At 77.8% G+C, this 15,521-nt stretch carries 18 protein-coding genes; 11 read left to right on the forward strand and 7 right to left on the reverse strand.

The annotated features are described in order from the left end of the window. Positions 1-18 precede the first annotated feature (18 nt). The 5 genes from BUE37_RS09175 to BUE37_RS09195 all read left to right on the forward strand — a co-directional run bounded on the left by BUE37_RS09175 (position 19) and on the right by BUE37_RS09195 (position 3,562). Complete coding sequence (locus BUE37_RS09175; protein ID WP_073419916.1) at positions 19-540, forward strand: single-stranded DNA-binding protein; 522 nt, start codon at positions 19-21, stop codon at positions 538-540. Positions 541-670: 130 nt separating this feature from the next. Continuing rightward, on the forward strand, positions 671-1,570 hold the full coding sequence (locus BUE37_RS09180; RefSeq protein ID WP_083628510.1) for a helix-turn-helix transcriptional regulator: 900 nt from the start codon (positions 671-673) through the stop codon (positions 1,568-1,570). 43 nt (positions 1,571-1,613) lie between these two features. Beyond that, complete coding sequence (locus tag BUE37_RS09185) at positions 1,614-1,970, forward strand: hypothetical protein (RefSeq protein WP_073419917.1); 357 nt, start codon at positions 1,614-1,616, stop codon at positions 1,968-1,970. A gap of 415 nt (positions 1,971-2,385) precedes the next feature. After that, entirely contained in the window at positions 2,386-3,228 is an 843-nt protein-coding gene (locus BUE37_RS09190) for a hypothetical protein (RefSeq protein WP_073419918.1), read from the forward strand. A 1-nt stretch (position 3,229) separates the two neighbouring features. Next, complete coding sequence (locus tag BUE37_RS09195; protein ID WP_073419919.1) at positions 3,230-3,562, forward strand: hypothetical protein; 333 nt, start codon at positions 3,230-3,232, stop codon at positions 3,560-3,562. Between the two features lie 7 nt (positions 3,563-3,569). Here BUE37_RS09195 and BUE37_RS09200 read toward each other — a convergent pair whose 3' ends face one another. Beyond that, positions 3,570-4,478 carry an NAD-dependent epimerase/dehydratase family protein gene (locus tag BUE37_RS09200; protein WP_073419920.1) on the reverse strand — a complete coding sequence of 303 codons (909 nt, stop codon included), beginning with the start codon at positions 4,476-4,478 and terminating at the stop codon, positions 3,570-3,572. 186 nt (positions 4,479-4,664) lie between these two features. Between BUE37_RS09200 and BUE37_RS09205 the strand changes: the two genes are divergently transcribed. The 3 genes from BUE37_RS09205 to BUE37_RS09215 are packed head-to-tail and all read left to right on the forward strand — an operon-like array spanning position 4,665 to position 9,243. Next, a complete protein-coding gene (locus BUE37_RS09205) occupies positions 4,665-5,651 on the forward strand; it encodes a 3-oxoacyl-ACP synthase III (RefSeq protein WP_245794457.1) in 987 nt (328 codons plus the stop codon). Then, positions 5,648-8,272 carry an alpha/beta fold hydrolase gene (locus BUE37_RS09210; RefSeq protein WP_083628511.1) on the forward strand — a complete coding sequence of 875 codons (2,625 nt, stop codon included), beginning with the start codon at positions 5,648-5,650 and terminating at the stop codon, positions 8,270-8,272. Before BUE37_RS09205 ends, BUE37_RS09210 begins: the two co-directional genes overlap by 4 nt. Beyond that, positions 8,269-9,243, forward strand: coding sequence for an NAD-dependent epimerase/dehydratase family protein (locus tag BUE37_RS09215; protein ID WP_073419922.1), 975 nt, complete (start codon positions 8,269-8,271; stop codon positions 9,241-9,243). The genes BUE37_RS09210 and BUE37_RS09215 overlap by 4 nt, the downstream gene beginning before the upstream one ends. Before the next feature lie 39 nt (positions 9,244-9,282). Here BUE37_RS09215 and BUE37_RS09220 read toward each other — a convergent pair whose 3' ends face one another. Beyond that, positions 9,283-10,029 carry an alpha/beta fold hydrolase gene (locus BUE37_RS09220; RefSeq protein ID WP_073419923.1) on the reverse strand — a complete coding sequence of 249 codons (747 nt, stop codon included), beginning with the start codon at positions 10,027-10,029 and terminating at the stop codon, positions 9,283-9,285. A gap of 144 nt (positions 10,030-10,173) precedes the next feature. Here BUE37_RS09220 and BUE37_RS09225 point away from each other — a divergent pair, with 144 nt between their 5' ends. Then, positions 10,174-10,824, forward strand: a complete 651-nt coding sequence (locus BUE37_RS09225; RefSeq protein WP_073419924.1) for a GntR family transcriptional regulator — start codon at positions 10,174-10,176, stop codon at positions 10,822-10,824. Positions 10,825-10,841: 17 nt separating this feature from the next. Here BUE37_RS09225 and BUE37_RS09230 read toward each other — a convergent pair whose 3' ends face one another. Then, positions 10,842-11,195, reverse strand: a complete 354-nt coding sequence (locus BUE37_RS09230; RefSeq protein WP_073419925.1) for a nuclear transport factor 2 family protein — start codon at positions 11,193-11,195, stop codon at positions 10,842-10,844. 78 nt (positions 11,196-11,273) lie between these two features. Between BUE37_RS09230 and BUE37_RS09235 the strand changes: the two genes are divergently transcribed. Continuing rightward, positions 11,274-12,071, forward strand: a complete 798-nt coding sequence (locus BUE37_RS09235; RefSeq protein ID WP_073419926.1) for a MerR family transcriptional regulator — start codon at positions 11,274-11,276, stop codon at positions 12,069-12,071. A gap of 38 nt (positions 12,072-12,109) precedes the next feature. On the opposite strand, the gene BUE37_RS09240 is transcribed toward BUE37_RS09235, so the two are convergent. The 4 genes from BUE37_RS09240 to BUE37_RS09255 are packed head-to-tail and all read right to left on the reverse strand — an operon-like array spanning position 12,110 to position 14,984. Next, complete coding sequence (locus BUE37_RS09240) at positions 12,110-12,745, reverse strand: maleylpyruvate isomerase family mycothiol-dependent enzyme (RefSeq protein ID WP_073419927.1); 636 nt, start codon at positions 12,743-12,745, stop codon at positions 12,110-12,112. Beyond that, a complete protein-coding gene (locus BUE37_RS09245) occupies positions 12,742-13,227 on the reverse strand; it encodes a MarR family transcriptional regulator (RefSeq protein WP_073419928.1) in 486 nt (161 codons plus the stop codon). The genes BUE37_RS09240 and BUE37_RS09245 overlap by 4 nt, the downstream gene beginning before the upstream one ends. Before the next feature lie 42 nt (positions 13,228-13,269). Then, positions 13,270-14,046 carry a CPBP family intramembrane glutamic endopeptidase gene (locus BUE37_RS09250; protein ID WP_245794459.1) on the reverse strand — a complete coding sequence of 259 codons (777 nt, stop codon included), beginning with the start codon at positions 14,044-14,046 and terminating at the stop codon, positions 13,270-13,272. After that, positions 14,043-14,984 carry an NAD(P)H-binding protein gene (locus BUE37_RS09255; protein WP_073420678.1) on the reverse strand — a complete coding sequence of 314 codons (942 nt, stop codon included), beginning with the start codon at positions 14,982-14,984 and terminating at the stop codon, positions 14,043-14,045. Before BUE37_RS09255 ends, BUE37_RS09250 begins: the two co-directional genes overlap by 4 nt. A 57-nt stretch (positions 14,985-15,041) precedes the next feature. Between BUE37_RS09255 and BUE37_RS09260 the strand changes: the two genes are divergently transcribed. Continuing rightward, on the forward strand, positions 15,042-15,362 hold the full coding sequence (locus tag BUE37_RS09260) for a hypothetical protein (protein ID WP_073419929.1): 321 nt from the start codon (positions 15,042-15,044) through the stop codon (positions 15,360-15,362). Positions 15,363-15,521: the final 159 nt, after the last annotated feature.

Below are 15,521 nucleotides of genomic sequence, written 5' to 3' on the forward strand. Positions count from 1 at the left end.
AACACGGAGGACCGGATCATGGCCGGCGACACTGTCATCACCGTCATCGGCAACCTGACCAGCGAGCCCGAGCTGCGCTGGACGCCCTCGGGCGCTGCGGTTGCCACCTTCACCATCGCGTCCACGCCGCGCACGCTGGACCGCCAGACCCAGGAGTGGAAGGACGGCGAGTCGCTGTTCCTGCGCTGCAGCGTGTGGCGGGAGGCGGCGGAGAACGTCGCGGAGTCGCTGACGCGGGGGTCGCGCGTGGTGGCGCAGGGCCGCCTCAAGCAGCGCTCCTTCGAGACGAAGGAGGGCGAGAAGCGCACCGTCGTCGAGCTGGACGTCGACGAGATCGGCGCCTCGCTCCGCTACGCGACCGCGACGGTCGCGAAGGTCTCCCGCTCCGGCGGCTTCGGCTCCGCGAACGGCGCCGCGAATGGCTCCGCGAACGGCTCCGGGAGCCGGAGCGGCGCCGGCGGCGCGGGGCAGGACGCCCCGGCCGACCCGTGGGCGACGGCCGCCGTCGGTGGCGGCCGCGACGAGGAGCCGCCCTTCTGACGGCGGCACTGACGGCGATCCGGTCCGGGGCCACGGCGTCGCGCGGTGGCCCCGGACCGCTCCGGGGCGGCGGGCTGACGGTGTCCAAGGTCCCTGCACCATCGGCGACGGTCGCAATACGCTCAGCAAGGTGTCGCGCACCACGACATGCCACGCCGCCTGGCTCGCTCTCGTCGGCGAGCTCCTGCAGGGCCAGACCCTGGCGCGGGAGTTCCCCCACGCGCAGGTGGCGGACCTGCTGCGCGAGTCCTTCGACGCGGCCTGCTGCTCGCTCAACGCGGTCGACTCCCGCTGGGTCGACCACGTCGTGGGCGGCTGGCCGGACGACTACCTGCCGGAGGTGCCGGCGCTCGACGTCCTCCCCGACGCCACGACCCACCCGCTGATCCGCTGGTACGCGGTGACGCGCCGCTCCGCGCCACAGGTGCTCGGCCGCGTCCCCCGCGAGGTGGCGCCGGCCGGGATGACGGCCGAGTGGGCCGGGTTCGCCCGTTCCTTCGGGATCACGCACCAGCTCTCGCTGCCGCTGCGGGTGGGCGAAGGGATCGAGGCCTACGTGGTCAGCCGCCCCGAGGACGACTTCGGCGACGCCGACGTCGAGCTGGCCGGCCTGGTCCTCCCCGCGCTCGCCTGCCTGCTGGCCCAGCACCGGGTGCTGCACGGCGTGCCGGACGAGCAGTCCGGGCGCGCCCGGGACCTCGGCCTGACCGAGCGGGAACTCGCCGTCCTCCGGCTCCTGGGTGCGGGCCTCACCGCGCAGGCGATCGGCCACCGCTTGCGCACCTCGCCGCGCACGGTGCACAAACACCTGGAGCACCTGTACCGGAAGCTCGGCGTCCGGGACCGGCTCATGGCGGTCCAGCGCGCCCGTGACGCGGGACTGCTCGCTCCGCCCACCGGGCTCGTACCGCGGGCCGGGGAGCGCCGCCCGCGCCCGCGCATCCCCTCCCCGCGCCCGGCGGACCACACCCACGGGACCCCGGCGCCCGGGGAGAAGTGCGTACAGACGCCCGTGCCCGGTCGTCCCTAACGTCCCGACCGTCGACGCCGGAGGCGCTCCCGGGGAGGACGTCATGTCGCTGCTGGTCATCCACCTGTGCTGGACCGACGCCGGTCCCGAGGAGCTCGCTCGCCTCCAGCGGCTGCTGCCGCCGGTCCGCCTGCTGCGCGAGGGCCCGTGCCTGCACCGCCGCACCTGGCCGTCCGGGTCGCGGGTGCTCGGCATCGAGGTGTGGGGCGACGACGACGCGGCCCGCCGGCACCTCGACGAGTTGCCGCTCGACTCGGTCGCGGCCGGCCTGGAGGCACCCACCGTCGTCGTGCTCGTGTTCCCGGAGGCGTACCGGTCGGTCCTGCCGATCGTGGTCGGGACGACGGGCGAGGACCGGGACGTCCTCAGCCCCTTCGCCGCCGCGTCCGCGCGCCGGTAGCCCCGCGCGGCCGGTGCCGCAGGAGACCTGCGGGTCAGCTCGGCCGGTCGAGAGGCTCGGCCGGGCGGGAGCGGGTCGCCGCCAGGCTCGCCAGCGTCCAGGCGGCAGTCGCGGACGAACGCGGCCGACGTCGTCATCGAGTCCAGCAGCCACTGCACCGAGGCGGGCAGCTCGACGTCGCGCCGGCGGGAGGGCTCGGCGGGCGGGCCGGGCGACACGACGTGCGGCTGGCCGGCGGCCCCGCCCCGACGCGCGCCTACGTCGAAGAGCCGCTGCCCGACGTCCTGGACGGCACCATCGAGCCGGGCCGGGTCTCCGACGTCACGACCGACCTCGACGGCGTCCCCGCCGGCTACCGCGACATGGCCGACCGCCGGCTCTTGTCCCCCGGTCCCGGCGGCGGGACGCTCGGCGCATGGACCGGACCGGTGAGCAGGACGCCGACGGTCGCGCGCCGGCCGGGGAGACCCTCCGTCAGGCGCAACGCCGCCGGGCCGAGCAGACCTCCGAGCGCCTGCGCCGCCGCGTCGACCACCTCCGGCGCCGACTGGGCCGCGACGCCGAGGCGGTGGCCGGCACCGAGAGCGGCGTCGCGGCCACGCACCTGACCCTGGCCGAGCGGGCGCTCCACGAGGGGCGCCTGGAGGACGCGCTGGGACTGCTCAGCGAGGCCGCCGCGGCGCTGCATGCCGTCGAGCACGAGCGGCTGCGGGCCGCCCGGTGGCGGTCGGAGGCCGCCTTGGCCGCCGCGGAGGTGGCCGCCGCGGAGGTGGCCGACGCCGAGGGCCGGCGCGCCTCGGCCGGACGCGCCCTGGACGACGCGGCGCGGCGCGGCGAGCAGGCCGCCCGCCGGCGGGACGCGGCGGCGCTGTACCGCGACCAGGCGGCCCACCAGCGCGACGACGCAGCGGACGAGCGGGACCGGCAGGCGCGGGAGCGGGCCGCCGCCGCCGAGCAGCGACAGGCCTCCGCAGACGAGCGCACGGCCGGGCGGGTGCGATGGGGGGAGCGGGCCGCCGGGGCGCCGGAGGACGACGAGCAGGACGCCATCGACCGCGAGGTCGACGCGAGCCACCGGGCGTGGGCCGACGACGACCGCGCACGGGCCTCCGCCGACCGGGCGGCCGACGCCGCCGACCGGCTCGCGGCCGAGCGGGACCGCGTCGCGGCGCGGCAGGACCGCGAGTCCGCCCGCACCGACCGGGACCGGGACCGCAGGGACCGGGCGGACCGCAGCCGTCACAGGGACGGCCGGTGACGTGCCCGACCTGACGCGCGACCTGCTGCTCGCCCGCTTCCGGGCCGCCGCCGAGGCGGTCGCCCGGGAGCGGCCCGACGTCGACGCGGACGCGGCGCGCGAGGTGTTCGCCGAGGCGGCCGGGCTGCTGCACGACGGGCTCGTGCTCGACGACCTGGACGACGCGGACACCGCGGCCGTCGTCGAGGGGCTGTGCGCGGCGCTCGCGGACCCGGACCCGGGCGCGGCGGTGCGCGCCCTCGCGCGTGCGGCCGGCGACGACCCCGGCGACCTGTCCGACCGGGAGGCGGTCGCGGCCGCCTACCTCTCCGCCACGCGGGTCCTGCAGCTCTGACGGCGGGTCAGCCGCGCGGGGCGAGGCCCTCCCGCAGCTCCCCCAGCGCCTCGGCGAGGGACACCCGCGGAGCCCAGCCCCAGCGCCGCGCGCGGTCGGTCAGCAGCCGGCCGGTCCACACCGGCTCGTCGGTCCACTCCGGCTCGACGCCCAGCGCGCCGGTGACCGTGCCGAGGTAGTCCCGCCAGGTCGCCGGCTCCCCGGCCACGTTCACCGGGGTCGCGCGGCCGGGCACGGGCCCCTGCTCGGGGTCGTCGGCGGTGGCGACCGCGCCGGTGGCGACGTCGGCCACGAAGGCGGCCAGGTCGTCGACGTGCACCCAGGCCCAGGTCTGCGCCGGGTTGGTGCGGCGGTCCCCGTCGGCGACCGCGCGCGGGCGCAGCGTGTTCCACACCGACGTCTCCCCGGCGCCGAGGACGGCCGGCGGGCGGACCAGCACCGTCGTGAGCCCGCCGATCTCCGCGAGCGCGGCGTCGGCGGCGTTCTTGGTGTCGGGGTAGGCGCCGCTGCCCTCGGGCAGGAGCGGGCCGTCCTCGGCGATGTCCCCGACGCCGGGCGAGCGGTCGTACACCCCGGCCGTGGACAGGTGCACGAACCGGGCGACGCCGGCGTCGCGCGCGGCGCGGGCGAGGGCCGGGGTCTCCTCGACGGCCACCCGGAGCTGCGCCTCCCGCGGCGAGCCCATCGGGTGGACCGTCGTCACCACCGCGTCGGCGCCGGCGGTGACCTCGCGGGCGAAGGCGTCCTCGGCGAACTGGCCGACGTGCTCGGTCACGCCGTCGAGCGCGGGCGCGCTGCCGGCCCGGCGGACGACGGCGCGCACCTGCGCCGAGCGCGCGACGAGCGCCCGGCACACCGCGGCGCCCACCAGTCCGTTCGCACCGGTCACCACGACGACGGGAGGGGAGGCGGCCATGCCCCCACCCTGCCAGCGGCTCCCCGGCCCCGCCCCGGGAGGTGCCGCCGGTCACGGATGGGTAGGGCGGGGAGGTTCGGGGGTAGGGCGACCGGAACCGGGCGGCCAGTGGAGCGTCGGCCCGACTCAGAGCTGGGTACGGCGCACATGACGGGCAACACGACACACCGCTTCACCAACACGTCCGTGCTGTCCATCGAGACGGCGGACGCGTCCCAGGTCGTCACCTCCGACGAGATCGACGAGCGGCTGCGCGAGACCTACCAGCGGGTGGGCCTGCGCACCGGCCTGCTCGAGCGGCTCGCCGGCATCCGGGAGCGCCGGTGGTGGGCCGAGGGGACGACGTTCGTCAACGGCGCCGCCACCGCGGGAGCCAAGGCGATCAGCGAGAGCGGGGTCGACCCCGCGCGCATCGGCGTGATGATCAACACCTCGGTCAGCCGCCGCTACCTCGAGCCCTCGACCGCGGTGGCGGTGCACCACGAGCTCGGCCTGCCGCGGTCGTGCCAGAACTTCGACGTGACCAACGCCTGCCTCGGCTTCGTCAACGGCATGGAGCTGGCCGCCGCGATGATCGAGTCGGGCATGGTCGACCACGCGCTGGTCGTCAACGGCGAGGACTCCCGGATCGTCCAGGAGCGCACCATCGACCAGCTCAACCGGCCCGAGACGGTGTCCAAGGACGTGCTGGCGCAGTTCGCCACACTGACCCTCGGGTCGGGCGCGGTCGCGATGCTGCTGGGCCGCTCCGACCTGCACCCGGAGGGCCACCGCCTCGTCGGGTCGGTGAGCCGGTCGGGCTCCGAGCACCACGAGCTGTGCGTCGGCGACAACGAGATGATGCGCACCGACCTCAAGGGGCTCCTCGACGCGGGCCTCGCGCTGTCCGAGGACATGTGGGCCGACGCCGCCGAGGAGTTCGACTGGGCCGGCGGCATGGACCGGTACATCGTCCACCAGGTGTCCAAGGTGCACACCAAGGCGATGTGCGACCGGTTCTCCATCGACCCCGCGCTGGTGCCGACGACGTTCCCGACCCGCGGCAACCTGGGGCCGGCGTCGGTCCCGTTCACCCTCGCCGGCCAGCAGGACACCCTCGCCGACGGCGACCGGGTGCTGCTCATGGGCGTCGGCTCGGGCCTGAACGTGTCCTGCCTCGAGATCGCCTGGTGACCGCCACCCGGACGGACACCGGGACGGCTCCGGGCACGGGGACGGGCGCCGGCACGGCGGCCCGCATCCCGGCGCTGCCCCCGTTCCCCGGCCTGGACCCGGCGTGGTCGCGCACCGTGACCGTCGCCGACTCCACCGGCGCGCGGCACGAGTGGCACGTCCTCGACAACGGCGTCGCGGACCCCGTCGGCACGCTGCTGTGCGTCCACGGCAACCCCACGTGGTCCTACCTGTGGCGCCTGCTGGTCGCCGCCGCGCCGCCCGGGTGGCGGGTGGTCGCCCCCGACCACCTCGGCATGGGCTGGTCGCAGCGGCTGGACGCGCCCCGCACGCTGGAGCAGCGGGTCGCCGACCTCGGCGACCTGACCGCGGCGCTGGGCGTCACCGGCCCCGTCGTCACCGTGGGGCACGACTGGGGCGGCGTCATCTCGCTCGGCTGGGCGCTCGCGCACCGGGCGGACCTGCGCGGCGTCGTGCTGTGCAACACCGCCGTCGCCATGCCCGAGGGCGACTGGGGCCCGGTCCTCATCCGCGCCGCCGACGCCCCCGGCGTCCGCACGGCCGTCACCGTCGGCACCCCGGTCTTCGTCCGGGCGACGACGGCGCTCTCCCGCCCGCCGCTGCCGCGCGCCGTGCGCGACGCGTTCGCCGCCCCGTACGCCACGGCGGCGCGCCGGCGCGCGGTCGGCGACTTCGTCGCCGACATCCCCTTCTCCCCCGGCCACCCCTCGCGGCCGGTGCAGGAGGCGATCGCGGAGGGCGTCCGCACGCTCGACGTGCCGGCGCTGCTGCTGTGGGGGCCCCGCGACCCGGTGTTCGGCGAGCGGTACCTGGCCGACCTGCGCGAGCGGCTGCCGCACGCCGCGCTGCACCGCTACGAGGGCGCCTCGCACCTGCTCCCCGAGGACGCCCCGCAGTACGCCGACGCCGTCGCGCAGTGGGTCACCGAGCTCCCCGGTTCCGGCACCGTCGAGCCGGCCCCGCCCGCGGCCTCCGACGACGACCCGCCCCCGCTCTGGGCGTCGCTGACCGAGCGGGCCGGCGACGAGTCCCCCGCCGTCGTGGAGGTCGGCGGGGAGACGGTGAGCTGGGCGCAGCTGCACCGGCGGGTCGAGCACCTCGCCGCGGGACTCGCCGCGTCCGGCGTCCGGCCCGGTCAGCGGGTGGGCCTGCTCGTCGAGCCGTCCGCCGACCTCACGGCCGCGGTCTACGCCGTGTGGCGGGCGGGCGCGGTCATCGTCGTCGCCGACAAGGGCCTGGGCCTGCGCGGCATGCGGCGGGCGCTGCGCAGCGCCGCGGTCGACCACGTCGTCTGCAGCACCGCGGGGCTCGCCGCCGCCCGCCTGATGGGCCTGCCCGCCTCCCGCATCGCCACCGGCTCGGTGCCCGCGCTCCCCCGGCGGGCGCTCGGCGCCGTCCGCACGCTGGCGGAGGTCGAGGACGCCGGCCGCGGTGCCCCGGCCCCGGTGGTCCCGCCCGGCGACGCCGACTGCGCGGTCCTGTTCACCTCCGGCGCCACCGGCCCGGCCAAGGGCGTCGTCTACACCCGGCGCCAGGCCGCCGCGCAGCTCGCGCTGGTGCGCGGCACCTACCGGCTCACCCCGGAGGACCGGCTGGTCGCCGCGTTCGCGCCCTTCGCGCTGCTCGGCCCGGCGCTGGGCATCGGCACCGCGGTGCCGGACATCGACATCACCGCGCCCGGCTCCCTCACCGCGCGCGACCTGGCGGAGGCGGTCTCCGCCGTCGGCGCCACGGTCGTGTTCGCCTCCCCCGCCGCGCTGCGCCGGGTCGTGGCCACCGCCGCCGACCTCACCGCCGCGCAGCGGACGGCGCTCGGCGGCGTCCGGCTGCTCATGTCGGCCGGCGCGCCCGTGCCCGCCGCCCTGCTCGAGGCGCTGCGCGACGTCCTGCCCTCGGCGGAGGCCCACACGCCCTACGGGATGACCGAGGCGCTGCCGGTCACCGACGTCTCGGCCGCCGAGGTGGCCGCCGCCGGGGAGGGCGAGGGCGTCTGCGTGGGGCGGCCGCTGGCCGGGGTGGACGTGCGGATCAGCCCGCTCCGCGCGGACGGCGGAGCCGACGGCGACCTGACCGGCGCACCCGGGGTGACCGGGGAGGTGTGCGTGCGCGCCGCCCACGTGCGGGACCGCTACGACGCCCTGTGGGCCACCGACCGCGCGGCCTCCCGCCCGCCCGGCTGGCACCGCACCGGCGACGTCGGGCACCTCGACGCCGAGGGGCGGCTCTGGATCGAGGGCCGGCTGCCGCACGTGGTGACCACCGCCGCCGGGCCCGTCACGCCCGTCGGGATCGAGCAGCGGGCCGAGCGGGTGCCCGGCGTGGCGGCCGCCGCCGCCGTCGGGGTCGGTCCCGCCGGCGGGCAGGTCGTCGTCGTGGTCGTCGTCCCGGAGGGCGCCGGGGGCCGGTCGCGGCGCCTGCGGGTCGCCGGGCCGGACCTGGCCGACGCCGTCCGGGCCGCGGCCGGCGTCGAGGTGGCGGCGGTGCTCACCGCTGCCCGGCTGCCCGTCGACATCCGCCACCAGTCCAAGGTCGACCGCCGGCAGGTGGCCGCGCGGGCGGCCCGGTTCCTCGCCGGGCGGCCGGGCGGGCGCCGCTCGTGAGGGTCCTGGTCACCGGGGCCAGCGGCATGCTCGGGCGGACGACGGCGGAGGCGCTGCTCGCCCGCGGGGACGACGTCACCGTGCTGCAGCGCCGGCCGTCGAGGCTGCCCTGCGCGGAGGTGCTGGGCGACGTCGCCGACCCGGACGCCGTCGCGCGGGCCGCCCGCCGGCAGGACGCCGTCGTGCACCTAGCGGCGAAGGTCGACGTCACCGGCCCCCGGGCCGAGTACGAGCGGGCCAACGTCGCGGGCACCCGCGCGGTCGTCGACGCCTGCCGCGGGCAGGGCGTCGGCCGCCTGGTGCACGTCTCCTCGCCGTCGGTCGCCCACGCCGGCGCGGCGCTGGCCGGGGTCGGCGCCGAGCCGGCCGACCCGGCGCACGCCCGCGGGCACTACTCGCGGACCAAGGCCGTCGCCGAGCTCGACGCGCTGGCCGCGGACTCGGCGTCCCTGGCCGTCCTCGCCGTGCGACCGCACCTCGTGTGGGGCCCGGGCGACACGCAGCTCGTCGGGCGGATCGTCGCGCGCGCCCGCGCCGGCCGGCTGCCGACGATCGGGTCCGGCGCGGCGCTGGTCGACACCACCTACGTCGACAACGCCGCGGCCGCGCTCGTCGCCGCGGTCGACGCGTGCGGGCCGGTGCACGGCGAGGCGCTCGTCGTGTCCAACGGCGAGCCGCGCCCGGTCGGCGAGGTGATCGACCGGCTGTGCCGGGCGGCGGGCGCGCCCGGCCCGCGGCGGCGGGTCCCCTTCCGGGCGGCCTGGCTCGCCGGCGCCGTCGTCGAGGGGGCCTGGGCGGTCACCGGCCGCCGCTCGACCCCGCCGGTGACCCGCTTCCTCGCCGAGCAGCTGGCCACCGCGCACTGGTTCGACCAGCGCCGCACCCGCGAGGCCCTGGGCTGGGCCCCGCGGGTGCGCCTGGAGGAGGGCTTCGCCCGCCTGGCCGCCTGGTACGCCGCCTCGGCGGCCTGAGGACCGAGCCGCCGGGGCGGCCTGAGGTCCGAGCCGCCGTCAGCCGGCGGTGGCCCGCACGGCCTCCTCGATGAGCTCGGCGACGACGTCCGGCTGCGACACGGTCACGGCGTGGGACGCGTCCACCTCGACGACGTGCGACCCGGCCCGCTCCGCCATGAACCGCTGCGCCTCGGCCGGCACCGCCAGGTCCTGGCGGGTGACGAGGGTCCAGGACGGGATGGTCCGCCAGGCCGCCCGCGTCGCCTTGTCGGCCAGGGCGTCACCGATGATCGGCCGCTGGGTGACGGCCATCAGGGCGGCGGCGTCGGCCGGCACGTCAGCGGCGAAGACCGGCCCGAACCGCTCCTGCTCGATGTAGAGGTCGTCGACGGGCTGCCCGCCGGGCCCGCGCACGGGCACCGGCCGCAGCGCCCCGCCGAGCTCGTTGCCCGGGAAGCGGCCGGCCAGCTCGCCGGTGCTCTCGCCCTCCTCGAGCAGGAAGCTGGCGACGTAGACCAGCGCCCGGACCCGCGGGTGCCCCTCGGCCGCCTCGCTCATCACGCTGCCGCCGTAGGAGTGGCCGGCCAGGACGATCGGCCCGTCCAGCCCGTCGAGGAGGTCGCGCAGGAGGTCGGCGTCGCCGGACAGGCTGCGGAGCGGGTTGGCCATCGCCACCACCGGGTGGCCGTCGCGGAGGAGCCGGGCGACGACGCCGTTCCAGCTCGACGAATCGGCGAAGGCCCCGTGCACCAGCACCACCGTGGGCCCGGCGTCGGTGCGGTCCTGCCGCGTGCTCTCGGTCATCGGATCTCCCTCTCGATCGGCGGGCGGGCCGGTCGGTCCGCCCGGATGTCCCTCGAACGCCCCCGGTATGCGATATATTGCACAACAGCAGCGGTCCGGGGAAGCCCTCCCTGGTCGCCGCCCGCACCGAGACGAGGTCCACCTGTGCCGATCCCCCCGACGTCCCCCGGCGTCGACCGCAGCCTCCTGCGCGACGACGTCTACCGCCGCCTGCGCGACGCGATCGTCGACGGCACCTTCGCCCCCGGCGAGCAGCTACGGGACCTCGAGCTGGCGGCCTGGCTGGGCGTGAGCCGGACCCCCGTGCGCGAGGCACTGCTGCGCCTCGCGCACGGGGGGCTGGTCTCCGCCCGGCCGGGGCGGTCCACGGTGGTCAGCACGCTCTGCGCCCGGGACGTGCGCGACGCCCGTGACGTCGTGGCGGCGATGCACGAGGTCGCCGTCCGCGAGGCCGTGCCGGTCCTCGGCGAGGCGGACCTGGCCGCCATGCGGGACGCCAACCGGCGGTTCGCCGAGGCCGTGGCGGCCGGCGACGTCGAGACGGCCCTCCGCGTCGACGACGAGCTGCACGGCGTGCCGGTGCGCGTCTGCGGCAACCGCGCGCTCGCCACGGTGCTCGAGCAGTTCACGCCCACCGTCCGGCGCGCGGAGCGGCTGCGCTTCGGCTCGCTGCGCGGCCGGACGTCGGTCACCCGGCACGACGAACTGATCCGGCTGTGCGACGCCGGCGACGCCGAGGGTGCCGCCGGCGTCGCCTACGACACCTGGCACAGCCTGCCGAGCGAGGAGCCGTGACGCCCGGCGCCCGTGTCTCAGGGTGCGATCACGAGCTCGGCGACGAGGTCGCCGGCCATCGTGAACCGGTACTGCAGCTCGGCGACGCCGCCGGGGAAGTCGCCCTCCAGCCGCTGGACGGCGATCCACCGCGTCGCGTCGACGCGCCGGGCGCCGACCAGCTCGGTCGTGAACGTGAAGGCGGTGCCGGCCTCGGTCAACCACCGGCGGACCTCCTCGGTGCCGCGGTGGGTGTGGCCCTCGTCGGTGACGACGGCGTTGGGGGTGAAGGCCCGGACGGCGGTCTCGACGTCGCGGGCGGTGTGCGCGGCGAGGTAGCCGCGGACGGGGGCTGGGAGCTCGGCGGGGTCGATGACGGTCGGTGCGCTCATGCCGCCACCGTGCGCCGTCCCCGTCCGGGAGGGTCCACCGCTGGACCCTCTCCCCGGGGGAGGGTGCAGAGTGCGCCCGTGCTGGCGATCGGCGAGTTCTCCCGGCTGACCCACCTGAGCGTGCGCACGCTGCGCCGGTACCACGACGCGGGCCTGCTCGAGCCCGCGACCGTCGACCCGGCGAGCGGCTACCGGTACTACAGCGCCGACCAGATCCCGACCGCCCAGGTGATCCACCGCCTGCGCGAGCTCGACGTCCCGCTGCCCGACGTCGCCCGCATCGTGCGCTCCCCCGACCCCGGCGACCGCGCCGAGCTCGTGGCCGGCCACCTGCGGCGGCTGGAGGACCAGCTGGCCGCCACCCGGGAGGCCGTCGCGTCGCTGCGCCGCCTGCTGCACCCCGACCCGCCCCCGCTGCAGGTTCGGCTGCGGGCGGTGCCGGCGACGCCGGTGGCCGCGGTCGCGGGCGTCGTGGACCTCGACGGCGTCCTCGCCTGGTACGCGGGGGCCATGGCGGAGCTCGACGCGGTCGTCGCCGAGCCGGAGGGGCCGCCGGGCGGGCTCTACGACAACGCTCTGTTCGAGACCGGCCGCGGGCACGTGCTCGTGTACCGGCGGACGGCGGGCCCCACGGCCGGCGGGCGGGTGCACCCCGTGACGCTGCCGGCGGTGGAGCTGGCGGTGACCACCCACGCCGGGCCGCACGACGACATCGACGTCACCTACGGCGAGCTGGGCGCCTGGGTGGTCGCGAACGGGCTCGCGGTAGCCGGGCCGGTGCGGGAGAGCTACCCGGTGGGCCCGCGGGACACCGACGACCCGGCGGCGTGGCGCACCGAGATCGGCTGGCCGGTGTTCCCGATGGCCGCGCGCTGACCCCCGGCGGGCCGGGTCCGCCGGGGGGCGGCTCCGGCTCACGGCCGACGGGCCAGCACCTCGCGTCCCGGACCGTCGAGGTCGGCGAGCGCGGCGCGGCGGCCGGTGAGGGCCATCGCGAGGGCCTCCACCGTCCCGGCAACCGCGGGGCCGGTGCCGTGCCGCCACCCGGCGTCGGTGGCGCGGAGGGTGAGGCCGCCGGCGCGGGCCGGCGTCGTCAGCCCCGGCGCGACGCCCGGCGACACGAGGTGGTCCAGCAGCAGCACCCAGTCCTCGCGCGGGACGTCGGCGTCCAGCCCGAGGGGGCGGGCGAGGTCCCTCAGGTGCACGCAGGTCTCGGCGAAGGGCCCCATCGGGCCCACCCGGGGCGGGTCGACGCGGTCGCCGGCGTGCCGGCGCAGGAGCGCGACGAGCTCGGCGGGCCCGGGCCGGGCCAGCCGCCGGGCGAGGGAGTCGACGGTCGCGGCGGTGTCCCCGCGGTGGCGGAGCGAGGCGAGGAGGAAGCGGCCGAAGCCGACCAGCATCGGCTGCAGCAGGTGCCCGGCGAGGACCCGGACCGTCCAGCCCTCGCAGAGGGTCCCGGCCTCCCACTGCGCGGGCCCGAGGCCCTCGAGCACGTCGGCCAGCCGCCGCCGGTTGCGGGCCGTGCGGGCGTGCACGTCGTCGCGGTTCACGGCCGGACCCCCTCGGTGTCCCGCTCGGTCTCCCCCTCTGCCGATGCCGCCCGGGCGCGGACGTCGCGCCCGAGCGCGGCCAGGACGGCGGCGGCGGTCGCCAGGTCGGCGGCGGAGCAGCCGGGGGCGAGGCGGCCGAGGTCGGCCAGCTCCCCGGCCCGCAGGTCCTCGAACGCCCGCCGTCCGTCCCCGGTGAGCTCGACCAGCACCGACCGCCGGTGCCCGGGGTTCGCGCTGCGGCGCGCGTGGCCGAGCCGGAGGAGGTCGTCGACGTGGCGCTGCACGTTCTGGCGCGCCAGGGACAGCGCGCGGGCCACCTGCGGGACGGTCGCGGGCCCGCTCTCGGCGAGGACCTCGACCACGGCCCGGGACCCGACGGTCCAGCCCCGGTCGCGGACCCGCGCCTCGACCACGCGAGCCGAGTCGAGCACCAGCGGGCGCGCCCGGCGCAGGACCTCGTAGACCGCCTCTCCCCGCGACATGACACCAACGATGTCATGTCAGGGTGCGGCGGCACCAGCCGGTCAGCTCCCCGACTGCTCCGGCGCCCGGTGCTCCTCGACCTCGAGGCGGTCGGCGAACAGCGGCGGCAGGAAGCGCAGCATCAGGCTCGACCAGACCACGTGGGTGAGCACCGGCGCCTGGATGCCGCCGGTCATCTTGCGCTGGATGCCGAACATCAGCCCCATCGGCAGGCTGGCGAGCACCAGCGCCGGGTTGCGGGTGGCCACGGTGGCCAGGCCGTACACCGCCGTCGACACCACCACCGGCCGCTGCGTCCCCGCCGCCGCGTACAGCGCGCCGCGGAAGAAGACCTCCTCGGCCACCCCGTTGGCGAGCGTCGTGGCGGCGACCAGCGGCGCCGAGCCCTGGTCGGCGTAGCGCAGCACCGAGCCGATCGCCCGCTCCAGCACCGGGATCCGGCGGGCCACCAGCGCCGCGGCGTAGAACGCGCCGAAGGCCCCGACGCCCGAGACGATCGGGGTCAGCAGCGGCCGCTGCAGCCGGTCGCCGGGGCCGAACATCCGCCCCAGGTGCAGCGGGCCGGAGGCCAGCCCCCCGGCCACCCAGGTGCCGGCCACGCCGAGGGTCAGCCCGTAGAAGCGGGGCGAGCCCGGCGGCGTCGACAGGGACACCCCCAGCAGCGATGCCCCGGCCACCGCGACGACACCGGTGACCCGCCGGCGGCGCCGGAACGCCGCGTCGGTCTCCCAGTGGTCTCGGGGCACGCTGCGCAGCAGCGGCCCGGCGACCCGGCGGACCCGGGCCTCCAGCGCGCGGACGGCCCGCCCCCGGGTCACCGCCGCGCTCCCCGGGCGAGCCACCCGCCGCGCCGCTCCCCGGCCGCTCGCCGGCGTTCGCGGGCGCGTTCCAGGAGGGCGGTGAGCACCATCTGGTCGTAGTCCATCGGGTCGAAGGGGACCACCCGGCGGATCGCGTCGTCGGTGACGACGACCTCGTTGGTCATCGAGTCGATGAGCGAGCGGCCGGTGGTGATGTCGACGTCGGTGACGAGCGACAGCCAGCGGGAGGACAGCTGCGGGCTGAGCAGCGGCACGGGCACGACGAACAGGTGCCGGTTCTGGATGTCGGCGACGCGGGTGAGCATCTGCAGGTAGGTGAGCACCTCGGGGCCGCCGACCTCGAACACCCGTCCCTCGGCCTCCGGCGCCTCGAGGACGCCGACGAGGTACCGGACGACGTCGGCGACGGCGATCGGCTGGGTCCGCGTGTTCACCCAGCGCGGGGTGACCATCGCCGGCAGGTGCGCCACCAGCTGGCGGGTCATCTCCCACGACACCCCGCCGTGCCCGACGACGATCCCGGCGCGCAGCACGGTCACCGGCACGCCGGTCTCCCCCAGCAGCCGCTCGACCTCGCGGCGGCTGCGCAGGTGCCGCGAGAGCCGGTCGCCGTCGCGGCCCAGCCCGCCGAGGTAGACGATCCGGCGCACACCGGCCGCGGCGGCGGCGCGGGCGAAGGCCCTCGCGGCGTCGGCGTCCTTGCGCTCGAAGTCCTCGTCGCCGAGGGAGTGCACGAGGTAGTAGGCGGCCCCGCAGCCCTCGAGCGCCTCGCGCAGCGACGCCTCGTCGCCCACGTCGCCCGCGACGGGCGTGCCGGCCCCGTCGTAGCGCTCCGGCCGGCGGGTCATCCCCCGGACCTCGTGGCCCGCCTCCTCCAGCGCAGTGGCCAGCCGGCCGCCCACGAACCCCGACGCACCGGTGACCAGGACTCTCACGCCCCCAGCCTTCCCCGGCCGGGCGCCGGGCGCGACCCGGTCGGGCACCATCGACCCGTGGACGGCGCACCTCCCCGGGACGGCGCGGACCTCCTGCGGACCGCGGCCGGGCGGCTGGAGGCGCTCGCGGCCCGGACGACGCCCGGCGACTGGCGGGTCGCCGGGCTGCTGGCCAGCCGGCCCGAGGTGGTCGCGCACGCCCCCGGCGGCGGCACCGAGCACGTGGCGGAGGCCCGGGCCGGGACCGGTGCCTGGATCGCGGCGCTGTCCCCCGCGCTGGCGGCGCCGCTCGCGGCCTGGCTGCACGCGGCGGCGCGGGAGCCGGTCGACCCGGCGGCGGAGGCGTTCGCCCGGGCGCTGCTCGCCCGGCTGCCGTGAGGGCGGCGGGCCAGGGCCGGTCCTGCGGATCGTCGAAGGCAGCGACTGCTGCCGGTGCCCCCACGGCCGACTGTGGGACAGGGCGTGGGTGACCGGAAGCGCGCCAGATCACCGAGCGCGAGCGCTGCTCAGATGCTCCTGCGGCGAGTCACAGTGACC

Origin of the sequence: Geodermatophilus nigrescens, assembly GCF_900129495.1 — a bacterium.
In the GTDB taxonomy this organism is placed as follows: Bacteria; Actinomycetota; Actinomycetes; order Mycobacteriales; family Geodermatophilaceae; genus Geodermatophilus; species Geodermatophilus nigrescens.